Source organism: Cellvibrio sp. 25HG11W-0 (genome assembly GCF_057815475.1).
In genome coordinates this window covers 688,261-706,124 of record NZ_CM174230.1, presented here as the reverse complement: position 1 = coordinate 706,124, position 17,864 = coordinate 688,261, and the positions used below count along the sequence as shown (strand labels likewise).

The window sequence follows — 17,864 nt, the reverse complement described above, 5'->3', positions numbered from 1 at the left end:
TTATGACGGGCGCAGGGATTTAATCATGTTGAAGAGTGTTTATTTTAGTTAATCATCGGCCTTTTCAGACTTTCGCCCAGCACGCGGATGCGCTTGATCATAAACCTTGGCAAGATGTTGAAAATCGAGATGGGTGTAAATCTGCGTGGTGGAGATATTGGCGTGGCCTAATAGCTCTTGTACTAAGCGCAAATCGCCGCTGGATTCGAGCATATGGCTCGCAAAGGAGTGACGCAGCATATGTGGATGCACGGGGTTATCCATGCCCTGTTTAACACTGAGTTGCTGCAAGCGCATTTGTACGGCGCGATGGCTAATACGCGAGCCGCGCTGAGTGGTAAATAATGCGTGCTCATCGGGCTGCGTATAAAGTTTTCGCTCAGGCAGCCAATGTTTAAGCGCCGCAAGCGCTTGCGAACCTACGGGCAAGTCGCGCATTTTACTGCCCTTACCCGTCACCCGCAGCATAGCCTCAGTCCAATCTATATCTTGCACATTTAGACTGACGACTTCGGCCAAACGCAAACCCGACGAATAAATTAACTCCAAGAGTGCGCGATCGCGGCGCGCCATAAAATCATCGCCATCCAATTCAACAAATTGCGCGGCTTGATCAACATCGAGTGTTTTGGGTAATGCTTTCGGCGATTTAGGCGCGCTTATGCCATCGGCGGGGTTCACTGTCATCCAACCACGCTTAATACAAAACTGCATAAAGCTGCGCAGCGATGACAGCCAGCGCTGCAGGCTTTTTCCGCCCAACCCTTGGCGATGCAAGCTCGCGACGGCAGTGCGCACATGGCGAACCTCAATGGCGGCAAGATCACGTAATTGATTTTCTGCACAGAGTGTTTGAAATTTTTCGAGATCGCGCAGATAGCTTTTTTGAGTATGCACAGACAATTGCTTTTCACTGCGCATATAAGTGAAAAAAGCGGCAAGCTCCTGCACAAAGGGAAGGGTATCAGTCATGAGCGGCCCTGAATGGCAATGGAGTGAGAAAGCATGAAGTAAAACGCCAGTAGCGAAATATTTATCGCACCTTAGCGCGGTAAATACTTTGGCAACAAACGATTAAGTACTTCTGCAATATAGCCTAAAAACAAGGTACCCATACTGGAGCGATAGTAATTAGGGTCGCGATTGCCAATGGCCAGCAGACCAAATACGCTGCCGTGCATCAGTGGCACAGTTGCTACAGAGCCTATTTCAGCAGCTTGCTCGCCAAAGACAAAGGCCATTTCTTTTGCGCCGAGCGTACCGCAGATCGCACGGTGCGATTTCATCAGCGCGCCGATTTGGTCACGCGCTTGCGCAATGGCAACCACACGCGCTTGGCTACTGGGAATTTTTTCCACATTGCCGAATAAAATTACACGGGTGTGATGTATGCCAAAATCCTTATCAAAACTGTAATGCAGGGCGTCAAGTATATCGCCCATATCTTGCCCCTCGATAAGGCTCAAGACCAAGCGTTTGGTTTTATCGAACAGCTTGTCGTTATCGCGCGCGTTATCTAATAACTTGCTGAGACGGTTGCGCATATCGATATTGCGCTCGCGCAGTATCGACACTTGACGTTCGACCAAAGACACGGCTGAACCGGTCTCGTGGGGAAGTGTTAACTCAGCCAACAATGCAGGCTGGGCCACAAAGAAATCTGGGTGCGCCTCCAAGTAGGCAACGATCTGTTCAGGTTCTAGCGGATCAGCAAGTGTGGGGGACTGAGTATCATTCATAGGCTTATATTTTTATTTGTCCGTGAAATACTGTAACGGCAGGCCCAGTCATAATGACCGCGTGATCTTGGCCAGCCCAACTAATCTGTAAACTGCCGCCGGGTAAATTAACTTTTACGTGTTCGTCAAGCAGGCCGCGCAAACGCCCAGCGACAACAGCCGCACAGGCACCCGTACCGCAGGCAAGTGTCTCGCCCACGCCGCGCTCAAACACGCGCAAATTAATTTCCGCAGGCGATAACACCTGCATAAAACCGACATTAACACGCGCCGGAAAACGCTCATGGCGTTCAACCACTGGCCCAACTTCAAGTACGGGCGCAGCCTTGGAATCATTTACCAAAATAACGGCATGGGGGTTACCCATAGAAACGGCCGAGATCTCTAGCGCAGTTCCTGCGAGATCAATGCTGTAGGTAGCGGCTTGTTCAGTCGCCACAAAAGGAATACTTGCGGGCACTAAGCGCGGCGCGCCCATATCAACACTGACCAATTCATTTTGCTCTGAGTCTTGCTGCACGCGCAGCTCAATAATACCGCCTGCGGTTTCAACCCGAATTAAACTTTTGCCAGTCAGCCTGCGCTCGCGCACAAACACTGCAAAACAGCGCGCGCCATTACCGCAATTTTCTACTTCGCTACCATCGCAATTAAAAATACGATAGCGAAAATCCACATCGGGATTTTCGGGAATTTCGACCAAGAGAATTTGATCGCAGCCCACACCAAAATTGCGATCGGCGATATAGCGAATCTTCTCCGGCGTCAGGCGCACGCTTTGGCTAACGCCATCGATCACGACGAAGTCATTGCCCAAACCGTGCATTTTGCTAAAACGTAACCGCATTGATCAATCCGCTTTGAAATAATACTTTAGCAATACCTTACGCACTGCTCGTCGTCCAACCGTCTAAACCGGAGTGTAACGGAATAGCCGCCAGCTACGGGTAAAAATTTACACTGGGAGTGCTAACAAGACACCCACCAAGCAAGAGTTCGCGGCTATTCTGGCAGGACCGCTTCGCCGCGCACCATGTCTTCAAAATTTTCACGCGCACGCACAAGGTGCATAGTATCGCCATCGACAATCACTTCGGCGGCGCGCCCACGGGTGTTGTAGTTAGAACTCATACTAAAACCATAAGCACCCGCCGACATTACCGCGAGAAAATCACCCGCCTCAAGTGCAAGCGCGCGATCCTTACCTAAAAAGTCGCTGGTTTCACAAATTGGCCCTACTAAGTCCCACTGCATAGTGGCACCTGCGCGCGGTTTTAATGGCTGAATATCCTGCCAGGCTTGATAGAGTGAAGGGCGAATATTGTCATTCATCGCGGCGTCTATCACCGCAAAGTTTTTGTGCTCAGTCGGTTTTAAAAACATAACTTGAGTAAGCAGCACACCCGAATTGGCAGAAATAGAGCGGCCAGGCTCAAACATCAGCGCCAATTTACGCGCGCCCAGTTTGGCTTTAATCGCTGCCATGTAATCTGCTACTGGCGGCGGCGTTTCATCGCGATAGGTCACACCCAAACCACCACCCAAATCCAAATGGGATATTTCAATACCCGCCGCCGCCAGTTGGTCAACTAAACCCAAAAGACGATCAAGCGCATCCAAGAAAGGGGTAAGCTGTGTGAGCTGCGAACCTATGTGGCAATCCAAGCCTTTAATGACCAAGCTGGGCAACTGCTGCGCACGCGCATAAACCGCCGGTGCACGCTCTATGGCGATACCAAATTTATTCTCTTTTAAACCCGTGGAAATATAGGGGTGGGTGTTAGCATCCACATCGGGATTCACTCGCAAAGACACATGCGCAACCTTGCCTTTTTCTGCCGCGACTGTCGCAAGCAATTCCAGCTCAGCTTCAGATTCCACATTAAAACAAAAAATGCCAACATCTAAGGCGCGCGCCATTTCTGCAGGCGTTTTACCCACACCGGAAAACACAATGCGCGCAGGGTTGCCACCAGCGCGCAGCACTCGCTCCAGCTCGCCGCCGGAGACTATGTCAAAACCCGCACCCAATTTAGCAAGGAGGTTAAGCACCCCCAGATTAGAGTTAGCCTTGATGGCATAGCAAATCATACCGGGGTGCTCACCGAGCGCCTGCGCGTAGGATAAATATTGCTGGGTAAACGCGGCGCGGCTGTAAACATAACAGGGCGTACCGAAGCGCTCGGCAACAGCACTTAAGGGAGTATCTTCAACGTAAAGTTCGCCATTGCGTGGGGTAAAATGTTGCATAAATCACTCTTTATTAAATAGATAAAAGCGCCTGAGACACTATTGGCTCGCGCGCGTTTTTAGTCTTGGCTGTTGGTTTCTGCAGCGGGGCTCTCGCGCTTAGCCGGAACAGATGATGCTGCAGCTCGATTCGCTTGCGGCGACACTTGCGATTCCACCTTGGCGGCGCCCGCATTCGGCTGTTGCGATTGAGGCAAATACAGCGGCCCTTTTTGACCACAGGCACTCAAGCCAAGACTCAACGATAGCAATACTGCGGCGAATTTCATGTTCACACCCCTAGCGGCCCCTGCACGGAGCGAGGCGATTAAAAAGACGGGCAAGTATAACCTTGCACCCGCGCCCTCACAACAAAGCAAGCATTACGACCAATCCAAGACAGTAATTCACCCTGTGCCGCTCGAACCATTGCATTCGAGATGAAACAGCCCAAAACGAACTTAATGAAAAACCACATATTTAATTGAAAGGGAGAAGGGGAAGATAGAAAGCAGTATGCCAATTGTGGCAACAGGCGCAGCGCAGCCCTCAAGCGGCCACAATTTTAAAAGGAAATATCCATCGTGAAGAAAAACAATTCGCATGCAGAACCGCACACCAAAAGGCGAGAGCCAACCAACAGGATGGGAGATGCAAAAGGAATAAAAAGATGATGAGCTGAGCCCACCAGCTAAGGTTAGGCCGCACAGCTATTACAACGACACACATAAAGAAAAACAGTTGCTGCGAACATTTACGCAGCCCTCGCACAACAAACTTCATACCGCGAGCGGCTTAGAGCGAGTTTTCTCAACAAGCTAATACGACAATTTTCATAAAGCCCTAGGCCGAAATCACACTAAACAAAAGCGACTCGTTTATGGTGCCCTTATCTGCCACCAGCGCCAAACGCTGTATGAGCTGTCGGAGCTGCTCAACATTATTCTGCCACTCCAAAGCCTCGAGCATCCGCCAAGCATCTTCGGTGAAATCCAATTTAGTATCCTGCGCATGTTCACGCCAAAAAAAGTGCACCAAGTCGCGCAAATCCGGCAGGCGCTCTGTAAGGCTAGGCAAATAAAGTTCCGCGCAATCGCGCGCAATCCAATCGCCAAGCTCTCTGCTTACCACGCCATTGCGCTGGCCGAGGCTCAACAACAAATCAACTTGGCGCGCAGCTCCCATATACATGCAGTCTCGATGATCCTTATCCCAAAACTCACGCACCACCTTTAAACTTGCTGGTGAAAGTCTATCCACGTTGCGTAAATACAGGCTGCCACCACGCGCATAGCTATAGAGCGCATTCATAACACTCAAGGCAGCGCCCTCTTCCCATTCGTTACAGGAGGATTCAATAAAAGCCACCATATCACTGTGACGCGCACAATGGAGTGAGCGCGCCGCAATCACTTTGCCGGTACCCTTGTCGCCCCGAATGACTACCGGAGCCGCCGCCTGTGCTAGCTTGTTAATACGCTGATCTAATAAGCGAAGCGCTTCGCTATGCCCCACCCAATAAGCTTGGTCGCCATAAATGTAGATTGCTCTGTGGCGAGTTTGATAGCGCTGTATTACCCCCAATAGCTCATCGATAACTGCGCCCAAGCTGTCGCTCAGCTGCACAATATCTGTCGACACATCGGAGCGCGGCATGGCATGCAGATAACCTAGGCGCTGCTGCCGATAGTTAATCGATACAGTAACCGCCTCAGCAACATCTAAACGCTCGCACACGGGGCTCATGGGCATGGCCGCTTCCGTCGAGATGATAAATTCTTCTACGCGCCCCACTGCCGCCAACTGAAGCGAGTCGTCATGGCTAACTAATACCAAGTGGCGATAACCCTGATGATTGACACAACGCAAGGTCACCGCCAAATTAGCCAAACCCAAGCGTTCAACAGTTGCACGTAAAATGATCTGCGTAAGAGTTTGAAAGCTTTTGTTAATGGGAACCCATTTAGATAGCGAAGATGCGCTAAATTGGTGTACCGCTTTTGCCAAAGGCCTGCGATTAGCAGGGGTTTTAAACTGATCGCTCATATAAATCACCCAAACTCCGTACCACCGAGTCGCAATGGGTGAAACCCATCGCCTATTGTGGCAATCTATAGGTTCGCGCGATAGCTGCCCATTACGAGCTATTACACGCCTATGTGGGATCACGCTAAGTGAACAACGGAGTAGACCAGGGAAGCCTCCAGCATAAGCGCCAGTTCCTGACCCTAAACCTGGAAGATTTATGGCATTTTTATTTGATGCGAACACTGAGAACTATGTTCCCTTAGCCCCGCACCACACCATTGGTCGGCTTGCCAGCATTGTTGATACGCACCTAGACAAACCTTATATATCCAAACTACACGCCACAATTGAATGGCGCGACCAGCGCTGGCACCTGAAAAATCTTGGGCTCAATGGCACTCACCTTAATGGGGAGCTACTGCAGCAGGGCGACACTCGTCCGCTCACCTTGGGCGACAAGATTCATCTCGCCGAGCTCAATGACCCCGCTTTCAGCGTCATAGACCTAACCCCGCCAGCGGATATGCTTTGGCCCTTGGAGCAGAACCAAGTGCCGCAGCCCATAGTATTGAATCGCTATAACTTATTACCCGACGAGCAAACACCCGAACTGGCGCTCTTTATTCAAGACAACCAATGGCACCAAGAGCCGCTCTCGCAGCATGAAGAACAACAATCGCACCCACTGCAAACGGGCGACCTCGTACAATTTAACAACAGCCACTGGCAGCTTATTCGCGCGCAAATTTACGGTCCCACCGAGGCGCGCGTGCACACCGCAGACACCATAGCCAAATTCGAGTTTGTGTTTGATTTAAGCTTGGATGAGGAAAGCACGCAGCTGTGCCTACAACACGACCAACAGAAGATCGACCTAGGTGTGCGCAGCCATCACTATCTATTGCTGCAGCTCGCGCGCCATCGCGCGGAGGACATAGAGCGCGACCTCGACAGCCACAGCCAAGGCTGGGTCTATGCCAGTCAACTGGCCGCCGAACTCGGTATGGACAACACCCACATGAACATCCATATTTTTCGCGCGCGCAAACAGCTCGCCGATGCGCTGCCACACGCACAAATGCAGACCTGCCTGCTGGAGCGACGCGGTGGTAAACTCCGCTTTGGCTGCGACAAGTTCAAAATTTACAAAGGTGGTAACGTGATCAGCCAAGCGCCGCTCACCGATTTAAACTGCCCACAGGAATTGAGTTCATAACATAAGTTGAACGCGCCACTATGAATTCAACCACACCTCATACACTTCCATTCAGCCAACTGGGCCACTACGAGATACTCTCGACCCTCGGCCGTGGCGGTATGGGTTTGGTATACCTAGCGCGCGACACGCGACTGGAGCGCGAGGTCGCTATCAAATGTTTGCGCAGCGAACTCTTTGAAGCCCACTACATAGAGCGCTTCAAACGCGAGGCCTTACTGCTCGCCAAGCTCAACCACCCGCACATAGTGCAAATTTACGACTTTGTAGAAACGCCCGAGCAACTGGCGCTGGTGATGGAGTATGTAGAGGGGCAAAATCTGCAACAACACCTGCGCGAGCACCTAGCGCCCTTTGCACAGCGCATGCGCTGGCTCACACAAATTACCCAAGGGCTCGCCGTCGCCCACGACTCAGGTATCATTCACCGCGATTTAAAAGCCGAAAACATTCTTATCGACAAACGCGGGCAAGCCAAGATTTCTGACTTGGGTATCGCCAAGTCGCAAGACTTTAGCGCCACCCTCACTGACCACGTAACTGGCAGCTACTGCTCCATGTCGCCCGAGCAGGCCATGGGCGAAGCGCTGGACTTTAAAAGTGATTTATTTTCCTTCGGCATACTCGCCTATCAACTATTGTGCGGCGCTCACCCCTTTGGCGAAACCGAAAACAAACTGCAATTAATGCAGCGGATTATTTCGCACCCACCGATTGCACCGGGCAAACACAATCCCAATTTACCGCCCCAAATTAATGACCTGCTCGGCCAACTGCTCAGCAAAGATCCGGAGAAACGCCCGGGCAATACTCACTGGGTCGCTGCGCAGCTTGAAGCACTGAGCCACTTACAACTCGCCAATGATTTTGTTAGCGATGAGACACAAGCACTTATCCCCAATGGCAGCGCAGCGAATCAAACGAATGTAAAATATACCGGTATTAATCGTGCCGTAAAAACGCAAGACCACCCGACGTTTGAAACCCGCTTTGTTGCGATTAGTACCGCGCCGAAAAAATCGCGCTGGTTGCCGATTACAAATTATCTGCTTGAAAATAAAATCAGTGTGAGTTTTGGGTTATTCAGCGTATTGCTTCTTGCGGCGGTTGCAGTTTGGCAATTGCAGCCTAAACCACCGAAGTATATCGCGGTAATTCCACCCAAATTGACAGCAGAGGGAATGCAGGAATCGCAGCAGGAACTGATTAAAGGTGCAGTTTATGATGCGATTCAGCAGGGCGTGATTCAGTTGGATGGGTATTATTTAATTCCGCGTGAAGAGATTGCGGATGCAAATGGAGATACAGAAGCCATTCGCAAAGCCACAGCAGCGGATGAGTTAATTACGGCCGAGATTCTCTGTAAAACTGATACTTGTGCAATTAACTTAACCAAATTAAGAGCATCAACGGATCTCCGGTTAAGAATCGCAAACACCACAACGATTGATGTGCTGACTGATGACTACGCCGCTATCGCAGAAGCACTAAAGAGCAGCATGGGGACCATGTACGATACCCAGCTACCCAATACAAGCGATTGGGATTCCCCCATCAATTACACCACTTTTCTTGAGATCGGCATTCAATACAAAAAACTGGGGGCGACCCAAGCTCAGCTGGATGAACTGGACAACCTCCATCCAACAGCACTGCGCAGCCTTTCCCTGCAAAGCCTCTACACCGAAATCGCACTGGATTTATATTATGAACAAGGTGATGCGGTCATATTAACGAGACTGGAGCGGCGACTTACACCTATTTCCAGCAATAATCAAAATCCAGAATCACTCTACAACCATTTTTTCTTAATGGTGGCACAGCAAGACTTCATTCGCGCCAAGGCCATTTTGACCACGTTAAAACCGCCACATATCAGGCTCTCCGCCTATCATGAATTACAGGGCTACAGCGCGCTTGCCGCACGAAATTTTACGCAGGCAATTCAACACTATCAAAATGCAATCGCATCCAAGGCAACAGCAAAAAACTACTATTACCTCGCACTTACGTATTGGAATGCAGGGGATACAAAACAAGCACAGACGTATCTTGATAAATCCCTTTTACTCTCACCCAATTTTTTTAAAGCCCATGCCCTTTATGGCGCAATCGCGATATATCAAGGCGACATGCAGAAAGCAAAAAATGCAGCCAGTTATGCATTAGCACAAAGACCTGACGACCCTTTTAACATCAACAACCTTGGTCTGAGTTATCTATTAACCCGAAGCTATCCGCTAGCAAATAAAAACTTCGCCACCGCCTGCCAGCTAGCGCCGTTCAACACCTCGCTATGTTTAAACCTTGCAGACACGGAAAACCTGCTCGGTAAAGATGAAGATGCAATAAAACGCTATGAAGCAATCATTCACCAGCTCGACAAAAAAGATCCTTCTGCAGAAGAATTATCTAATCTTGCCCAAGCGTATGCACATACAGGAAAGATATCTGACGCACTCGGAATACTTAAAAAACTAGAGCAACAAGATACGCAAAACGCGCAAACAACCTATACAGCAGCACTCGTACACACCATTGCCTTGAACCAGGCATCGGCTATTTTTAACATTGAGGCTTCGCTTAACAATGGGCTGAATAAGATTTGGTTTGAACTTCCCTGGTTCGACCGGTTATGCCAAGACGCAAAATTCACAGAACTACTGAAAAAACATGGTGCGCCTGAGCGCTGCACGCACCATTAACCAAGCGACCTGCCGCTATTTTCACACCATGACAGAGCTTACATGTTGATTAAGGACGACCAACGACAACTCTAGGGTCAGGCTCAGTGTAAGTAACACCATTTAAAGTCGCCTTAATGCCATAACTTAAATGCCCTCCCTGACCTTCGCTCATCGCCACGATGCGATACGCCAGATCGGTTGTGATCGAGTCACCCGCAACCAGACCATCCTCATACACCACAACCGAGGGAATAAATTGCCACTTGGCAGCCTGCGCACTGGCACTCAGGGTAACCAAAATGAGGGCATACTCCTCAGCCATTTCTGCAGGAGTTGAGTCCTCGGAAAAACTGACTGTTAAGGTAGATACAGATGTGCGCTTGCCATTCTTATTGATGTAAATTAATTCCCAAGGATTATCACAAGAGTTAAGCGTATTAGGGGTTAACTCAAAATTAAATGCTTTATTCCCACCTTCGGGCACCCGAATGACTTTTGGTTGTGGAGCCTGATGATTTTCTGTTGCCATTGTTTTATTCCCATTGTTAATTCAGTGTTTCCCTTAATGATTAAGATATCAATTGTTCAAGCAGCCTATTAAGCCCTCACTCGAAGATTGACGCCCAGTCATTCTCATCCCAAAGAATAACGAAAAATTGAATCCACTAGAGCCTAGACTAAAAAAACAGCGCCTGTCGGATCACTACAGACCACTCCAGACGCAGGCAATTTATACTAATAATGATAAGTAGCAGAGAGGCCAACAGTACGCGGGCGCGTTATGTATTCGAACTTGCCTTGCTCACCGTACCACTCATTAGTGCGCTTGCCAGTAATGCCGCGACTGTTAGCAATATTATTCACAAAAGCACCCAAACGCCAATTACGCAGTGTTACACCAACGCGCGCATTAGCCGTGGTAAAAGCATCCAACTGTTCATAGTTAAAAAATTCAGGGTTAAGCGCAGTAGTAAGCTTACCCATGCGACTGAGGTTAATACTCGCATCCAAAGTGGCCGTATTTATGGCAGTAGTGTAGTCCAACCCAATATTCCAACTACTGCGCGGAGAGCCGGGCAGGCGATCACCATCGTAGGCGTTATAATCACCGCCACTGATCCCCAAGACCGTTTCAGTAATTTCAGCACGAGAATAAGTGTAGTTAGCGGACAAGCTAAACTCATCGCTAAGCTGCGCACTCAAATCAAACTCTACGCCTTCTGATTGCGCCTTGCCGGCGTTGGACCAAACACTGCGAAGATCTTCTGACAGGGTTTGCACTTGCAAATTATCCCAGTCAATCACATAGAGCGCTGCATTTAGTGTCAAGCGCTCCTTCAACCAACTACTGTGCGTACCCAGTTCATAGTTAGTTGCGCTATCTGGGGCGTAAAAACGATTGAAGGTTGAATCTGGTGGCGCGGTGTTAGCACCGCCACGTCTATAGCCTTGCGCCACTGTAAAATAAATAATTTGCTGCTTGTTAAATTTGTAGCGAGTACTGAATTTTCCCAAGCTATCCTGACTATCGTCATCGCCATTTTCGCAGTTGAGTCCACCTGCTGTTGGATAAAGTGCGTAGCAAGAATCAAGCGTATCTTTATAGCGAAAATGCCGCGCGCCGAGGGTCATTTCCCACTGAGGGGTTAAATCGTAACTGACCTCCCCGTAGACTGAGTATTCATCCAAGATTTCAGTTTGGGTGCCGAGATAATCCAAATCATTAGGGCGATCCTCACCTGCAAACGCCGCAAAGCCAGGTACATAATCACCGATTGACACATCGAGATCATCACGACTATAAAAAGCCCCTAACAGCCAACGCAGAGGTTGATCATCCGCTGAAACCCAGCGCAACTCCGCACTGTCTTTTTTTACGGTGACATCACCTGCGGTGTAAGCAGAAAAATTATCGTATGTGGTGTAGTAGCTGTTGTCGTAATAGAACTCGTCGAGCAGTACAAGATAATCGGTTTGATCCGCGCGCTCATGTTGATCATAGCCATAGTGGTTAACACTGGCCGTTAGTGTGGAGCCATTGATATTGTAGGTGGCATCCACACTGGCAAGCTGCAGTGTGCCCTCCATCGGCTGGAGATAACGGCTCGATGCGCTGTAATCGTCACCCGTAAAACTAGGATTAACAGCCTGACGATCGCCCACATTGATTTTTTGGTAGTGATAGCTGCTCGCAAGAGAGAAATCCTCGGTCGCCTGCCAGAGCAAGCTGATACGCGCCTGACGGGTTTTATCGTCGTTAATATCCTGTTGCGCGCCCGTGAGCAAATAGTCGTTGTCGATAAACCCCTGATTCTCTGTCTTTCCCAAAAGCAAGCGCAGGCCAAGGCTGTCACTTATCAGCGGGATATTAACGACCAAATCGCTATCGTAATTGAGATCATCGCTCTCTTGTGTTTGCGAAATCTTGGCACTGGTGGTGACTGAATATTTCGATAAATCCGGCTTGGCCGTCACATAGCGCACCAAGCCACCGATGGAGCTATTACCGTAAAGAGTGCCTTGCGGGCCGCGCACTACTTCAATTTGTTGCAAATCTTTCAGACTAAACGCCGGCGGTACAAAGTAGCCCTGCAGGGGAATATTATCCACGTAGCTAGTAACACTGGCTCCATCACCGCCAAAATCATTGGCCCCTACCTCATCCATCCGCAAGCCGCGCATAATTAAGCCTGTAGGGTTGCGTGGCCCAGCATCCAAAACAGACAAGCCTGGTACCTGCCCCGCTAAATCACTCAAATTATTGAGCATACTGAACTCATTGATCACGCTCACTGACCCAGTGAAATCCTGCAGCCGCTGTTCACGCTTGGCAGCAGTGACGAGCACCTCTTCCACTGTTGCCTCCGAAGATACGGCCAATGCTGTCGCACTTAATTGCGGTAAAAAGACACAGGCAAGTGCCAGTGTTGAATATCGAAAGCCTATGCAATCTTTCATGATCATGAGCAGAACACCTAAGTAGTTTATGAATGCTATTAATTTTTATAGGGTATAAGTTGTGAAAGCCTAAAGACTACCAGCTTTTAATGAAAAACATACACCGACAATTTGACGAAAAAATAAACAGCAGCCTATATTTAGGCTTACCGCATTCATCTAACGGCTAAAACATGTGGCTACTCAGCGTTTTTGCGGCACATTAAATAATTAGAATGCGTGCTATTTGAACAATACGCTCAACAATCCATTACGCAATTTACGAGAATTGCCCGGTACTTTTTAACACAAGTACAAAAGAGCGCAACCCACATTCAGGCAGCTTGCCGAGCAGCCTGAACATAGCTTGGCTACGGAATAGCATCTATTTTTTTACGTTCCTATTCAAAAATAATTGCTCAAAAGCCCCCACTAAAAAACAAATTCCCACCAAAAACCACGTAGGGCTAGCAACCATCTCCCACAGATCAAACGAGTGCGAAAGCAAATAGGGAAGAGCAATTAACGCGCGTGCCAAACAAATAAGCGCAATAACGACAAGGGCCGTTTTGAGTAGGGGAATTTTTTTAATTAAGCCCGCGCCCGAAAAGGCATAGGCCGTGCAAGTGAGCATTAAGCTCGCAATCACCACGGCACCCATTGGCGCCAACAGGGTTCCCGCCGCCGCGGATTCCACCACCACACGCGGCGCGCGTGCAAACGCATACCAACTAGGGCCGCCGACAATACACAGCAGATGCCACACGGCGGTAAGCGCCGCAATGATGCCGCCAAGTACCAAGAATTTTGATTTGTAGGTCAATGCATAGTTTCCACATTTATATTTTTTGCACAATCTTGAAGCGTCATGCTGCAGCTAGCCTCATTCATGTGATTGCCCTACCTAAACCTGCTTACGGTATTCAGAGGGGGTACGGCCGACTATTTTTTTAAAAAATGCATTGAATACAGACTTGCTGTTGAAGCCAACCGCTAAATAGATGTCGGTAATCGTTTTGTTTTTATACACAGGGTCTTGCAAGCAGCGCTGCGCCGCTTCAATACGATAGCCATTTACAAATTCATAAAAATTAATTTGGTAGTGGCGATTGATGATCATCGACAAGTCTTTGGCGGGCATAGCGAGTTGCTCTGCGAGCATATCCAGCGTTAAGTCTGGGTTTAGGTAGGTTTGTTGGCTGCGCATTAGGCTGTCGATTTTTTCAGCGCACTCAGGATTGAATGGCTTTTCCTGCGCTGGCTTTTTAACGGGTTCTTTCTCGTCTTTTTGTTTAACCGCCTCAAAGTTACTGAAGTAGCGCATGCTGGTAAAGACAAGCGTACAGACCAAGAAAAAAAGCGCGTAGTAGCCACTTAAACCTATGTATTCGATGAGGTTTCCGTCTGGGTCTGGGTGCAAAAAATCGTAGGCGGTAAACAGCCCTATTACCTTGCAGAATGAGAGAAAGCCCTCCATGCAGGTGACCAGGGTAAAACCCACCACTAAAATCTTTAGCCAGAGAATATCCAGCTTTTCTATATTGGAGTGGGTGTTTTTGAGTATGTCTTTGTACTTGAAAATAAGCAGGAAACCCGCCAAGCAATAGCCAATACGCAGGCATTTAATCAACAAGTCCATACCTATATAACCGGTGCTATAGGCAAATGTTTCGGTATTAATCCATTCCAAACGGGTCGCTGCCGGGTACCTATAAAAAGCAAAAAACATAAACAGCGCAAAGAGCACGAAAGGAAGCAGGTGTAGATAATCTTTACGGCGCAACTGAAAATCGCGGAACACCAGTGACTTCACATAGAAGTAGAGCAATACCGCATCTAGGTAATAGGCAAAGGCACCCACAAAATAGATTTGCGGCAAGTGTGCGCGCACGCTCAATTTAAATTCTGCGCCCCATAAAATTAGCTCGTGTAAAGGGATGCATGCATGGGCAATCAAAAAGGCGGCAAGAAAGTAGTTACTGATATTTTTAGGGGGATTGGTAAGGATCAACAGCAACGCAAAAAAAGCGCAGAGCATAGCGGTCATCAATAGAATGACGTCGTGAAAATTAAACACTACCTGATTCATTCCTCCCCCTTCGGCTAAGCGCCTTCTTTTATTCTTCTATTTTCGCGCGCCGATAGCGGTGCCTTGCACAGGGATACTATAGAAGATGCATCCATGGGGCTAGCAGGCCCCAGAAAAACCAACACCCTCTTGTTTGGGCCGCCACTATGCGAACTCGGCATTTTAGGCGTAGATTCGAGCAAAACCACTTCCCAGTTTCCGCAAAACGCAAACTGAAACGACCGCATAAGCTTACTCGGGCGCATACTCTGGTCGCTCGGGTCAGGCTACTTGGGGCGCGCACCAACAGCGCCACTAATAATAAGCCCCCATATAAATAAGAGACTTTGCTATGACCCATCGCAACGCGAAACAGCCTTTCAAACATTTTAAAACCGGCCTACTCAGCTGCTGTATTCTCAGCCTTGTCGCCTGCGGCGGCAGTGGCTCCGGTGACGGCGGCACCAAATCATCCAGCCCGCTCAGCTCTGCGGCTGCATCAGTGGCGCCTTCTTCTGCTAGCGCGGTCAGTAGCAGCGCACCCGCAGAGGGCATGACCCAACTTAAAACCCAAGGCACCCAGTGGGTGAAAGCGAGCGGCACGCCAATATTGCTGAAGGGCACCAACCTCGGCAATTGGCTGGTGCAGGAGTATTGGATGATGGGCCAAGGCGGCAATGGTGTTGTTGACCAGTGTACGCTGGAGAGCACCCTGACCGAGCGCTTCGGCTACGCCGAAAAAGAGCGCTTGGTTAAATTGTTCCGCGACAACTGGATAAAAGAGCGCGACTGGGATCAGCTGCAAGCCTTCGGATTCAATGTTGTACGCCTGCCCATATTGTGGAGCGTGATCGAGGACGAAAAAAATCCACGCACTCTGCGCGCCGATGCTTGGCACTACTTGGATTGGTCAATCGCCGAAGCGAAAAAACGCGGTATCTATGTGATTTTGGATTTACACGGCGCACTCGGCGGCCAAACACCTAACGACCACACTGGCTGCTCAGGGCAAAACCAATACTGGACTAACGCCGAATACCAAGACCGCACCAAGTGGTTGTGGGAGCAAATAGCCACCAAATATAAGGATGAACCCGCCGTTGCCGCCTATGACCCGCTCAATGAGCCCTGGGGTTCAACCGCCCAAGACATGGCCACGCGCGTGACTGAACTCTACGAGACTATTCGCAAGATCGACAGCAAACACATAGTGATGCTGCCCAGCCACTATGGCGATATCGAGGTTTATGGCGACCCAGTGGCCAAGGGTATGACCAATGTCGCCTTTGAGCTGCACCCCTACCCCGGCCTGTTTGGCGATAGACCCGGCGACAGCCACTTTGATATTCACCGCGACTGGCTCAAGTGTGGCGCTAGCGGCACCAGTGGTGTCTGCGACTGGGACAACAAACTCACCGCGCTCAAAACCCCTATGCTTATGGGCGAATTCCAACCCTGGCAATCGGCCGGTTTAGAGCTGGGCGGCAAAATTGGGCGCGCCACCTATGATACCTACGCCAGCTATAACTGGGCCTCTACCAGCTGGTCCTACAAACTAGTCAGTATTGCGGGCGGCCAGGGCAAGGGCACCTGGGGTATGGTCACCAATGAGATCAATACCAGCTTGGACACCGGCCTAGGTCTTATCACCAAAGCCAGCACCTGGGACTGCAACAACTGGGACAGCAGCTTCGCCGAGGCCTGCGCCAAAAAAGCGGGCACCATTACCACCAGCGGCACCGGCAGCAAAAACTATTACCTAGTGATCAAAACCGGCGCGCTCGATGGCGCCTACCCAGATGTGAGCTACGACAGCATCAGCCTGAAAAACACCGCCACTGACGAAGAGGTCGTCGTCAATGGCGGCTTCGGCAGCAACAGCGGCTGGACCGAGCTGAGCATTAGTGGCGCCGTAGATTACAACTACAATGCGCTCGATAGCAGCAAAGCCCCCAGCGGCAGCCAGGGTGCCCACCTGCACATCAGCCGCCCGGCGGGCGTAACTGGCGAGATCAATGGTGCTATCTACCAGCAAATCACCCTAGCCGGAGGCCAAAGCTACGCCTTCAACGGCGTCTTTAAAGGCAATAGCAGCCTGAACACCTGGGCCGAAATCTATTTGCTAGAAACAGCCCCCCAAGCCAATAAAGATGTGGTGGATAGCGCCGGTAAAGTGGACTTTAGCAGCGCCCCCATCGCCGAGATTGAGGCCCTGTTCACTAGCTACGGCCAAGTTGGCTACGATGTTAATAGCGGCCTAGCCAAGTGGTTAGTCACCAGCGAGCACAACAATGTGTTTGATTACCCCGCGCGCCCCGCTAAACCCACACTGGTGCAAAGCGGTAGCAATGTCACCCTAAGTTGGCTGCCGCTCGCGGGCGCCGACCTCAGCTACAGCGTTTACCGCGCGACCACCCCGGGCGCCAAGGGCACACTGCTAGCAGAGGGCTTAAGTACAACCAGCTATACCGATACCGGCATTAGCCTGGAGGAAACCTACTACTACTCAGTGACCGCCAAAAATGCGATTGCCGAGGGCTATGCCAGCGAACCCGCCAACACCCAGCTACTGTTCGTGTCGGTGCCCGCCAAAATCGAGGCAGAAAAATTCACCGCCATGAGCGGCGTGCAAACCGAGACCACAGGCGATAGCGGCGGCGGGCTCAATGTAGGTCATTTTGAAGCGGGCGATTTTATCGAGTTCAGCATTAAGGCGGTAACCGCGGGCAATTACACCATTGATTATCGCCTTGCCAGCCAAAATGGCAGCAGCGGTTTTGAGGTGTTAATTGATGATCTGGTGGTAGACACCCAAACCCTGGCCGTAACCGGCGGCTGGCAAACCTACATCACCAAAACCAGCGCCGTGTTTGCGTTGAGTGCGGGCAACCATCAACTGCGCTTTCGCTCTATAGGCAAGGAGTGGAACTTCAACTGGTTCGAGATTAAAAAGCAGTAAG

At 50.0% G+C, this 17,864-nt stretch carries 13 protein-coding genes; 3 read left to right on the top strand and 10 right to left on the bottom strand.

What is annotated here, in order from left to right:
* Positions 1–48 precede the first annotated feature (48 nt).
* The 6 genes from xerC to AC0KUT_RS03050 all read right to left on the bottom strand — a co-directional run bounded on the left by xerC (position 49) and on the right by AC0KUT_RS03050 (position 6,014).
* Positions 49–972, bottom strand: a complete 924-nt coding sequence (gene xerC / locus AC0KUT_RS03075) for a tyrosine recombinase XerC (protein ID WP_488833419.1) — start codon at positions 970–972, stop codon at positions 49–51.
* 71 nt (positions 973–1,043) lie between these two features.
* The gene (locus AC0KUT_RS03070; RefSeq protein ID WP_488833416.1) at positions 1,044–1,739 is read right to left on the bottom strand and encodes a DUF484 family protein; all 696 of its coding nucleotides are present in this window, start codon (positions 1,737–1,739) and stop codon (positions 1,044–1,046) included.
* A 4-nt stretch (positions 1,740–1,743) separates the two neighbouring features.
* Positions 1,744–2,586 (bottom strand): diaminopimelate epimerase, encoded by an 843-nt coding sequence (gene dapF / locus AC0KUT_RS03065; RefSeq protein WP_488833413.1) that lies wholly within the window; start codon positions 2,584–2,586, stop codon positions 1,744–1,746.
* Positions 2,587–2,741: 155 nt separating this feature from the next.
* Positions 2,742–3,989, bottom strand: a complete 1,248-nt coding sequence (gene lysA, locus AC0KUT_RS03060) for a diaminopimelate decarboxylase (RefSeq protein WP_488833410.1) — start codon at positions 3,987–3,989, stop codon at positions 2,742–2,744.
* A gap of 59 nt (positions 3,990–4,048) precedes the next feature.
* Positions 4,049–4,258, bottom strand: a complete 210-nt coding sequence (gene lptM / locus AC0KUT_RS03055; protein ID WP_488833408.1) for an LPS translocon maturation chaperone LptM — start codon at positions 4,256–4,258, stop codon at positions 4,049–4,051.
* A gap of 553 nt (positions 4,259–4,811) precedes the next feature.
* Entirely contained in the window at positions 4,812–6,014 is a 1,203-nt protein-coding gene (locus tag AC0KUT_RS03050) for an AAA-type ATPase lid domain-containing protein (protein WP_488833405.1), read from the bottom strand.
* Positions 6,015–6,213: 199 nt separating this feature from the next.
* On the opposite strand from AC0KUT_RS03050, the gene AC0KUT_RS03045 reads away from it, so the two are divergent.
* Together AC0KUT_RS03045 and AC0KUT_RS03040 are read left to right on the top strand one after the other, a co-directional pair.
* On the top strand, positions 6,214–7,212 hold the full coding sequence (locus AC0KUT_RS03045; protein ID WP_488833403.1) for an FHA domain-containing protein: 999 nt from the start codon (positions 6,214–6,216) through the stop codon (positions 7,210–7,212).
* Between the two features lie 20 nt (positions 7,213–7,232).
* Positions 7,233–9,917, top strand: coding sequence for a protein kinase domain-containing protein (locus tag AC0KUT_RS03040; protein WP_488833402.1), 2,685 nt, complete (start codon positions 7,233–7,235; stop codon positions 9,915–9,917).
* Between the two features lie 49 nt (positions 9,918–9,966).
* On the opposite strand, the gene AC0KUT_RS03035 is transcribed toward AC0KUT_RS03040, so the two are convergent.
* From AC0KUT_RS03035 to AC0KUT_RS03020, 4 genes are all read right to left on the bottom strand, one after another.
* The gene (locus AC0KUT_RS03035; protein ID WP_488833400.1) at positions 9,967–10,428 is read right to left on the bottom strand and encodes a hypothetical protein; all 462 of its coding nucleotides are present in this window, start codon (positions 10,426–10,428) and stop codon (positions 9,967–9,969) included.
* Positions 10,429–10,634: 206 nt separating this feature from the next.
* Positions 10,635–12,863 (bottom strand): TonB-dependent receptor, encoded by a 2,229-nt coding sequence (locus tag AC0KUT_RS03030; RefSeq protein WP_488833398.1) that lies wholly within the window; start codon positions 12,861–12,863, stop codon positions 10,635–10,637.
* A 358-nt stretch (positions 12,864–13,221) separates the two neighbouring features.
* Positions 13,222–13,659, bottom strand: coding sequence for a hypothetical protein (locus tag AC0KUT_RS03025; protein WP_488833397.1), 438 nt, complete (start codon positions 13,657–13,659; stop codon positions 13,222–13,224).
* Positions 13,660–13,740: 81 nt separating this feature from the next.
* Positions 13,741–14,925 carry a helix-turn-helix domain-containing protein gene (locus AC0KUT_RS03020; RefSeq protein ID WP_488833395.1) on the bottom strand — a complete coding sequence of 395 codons (1,185 nt, stop codon included), beginning with the start codon at positions 14,923–14,925 and terminating at the stop codon, positions 13,741–13,743.
* A gap of 331 nt (positions 14,926–15,256) precedes the next feature.
* On the opposite strand from AC0KUT_RS03020, the gene AC0KUT_RS03015 reads away from it, so the two are divergent.
* Positions 15,257–17,863 (top strand): cellulase family glycosylhydrolase, encoded by a 2,607-nt coding sequence (locus AC0KUT_RS03015; RefSeq protein WP_488833394.1) that lies wholly within the window; start codon positions 15,257–15,259, stop codon positions 17,861–17,863.
* The last annotated feature ends 1 nt before the right edge of the window (position 17,864 follow it).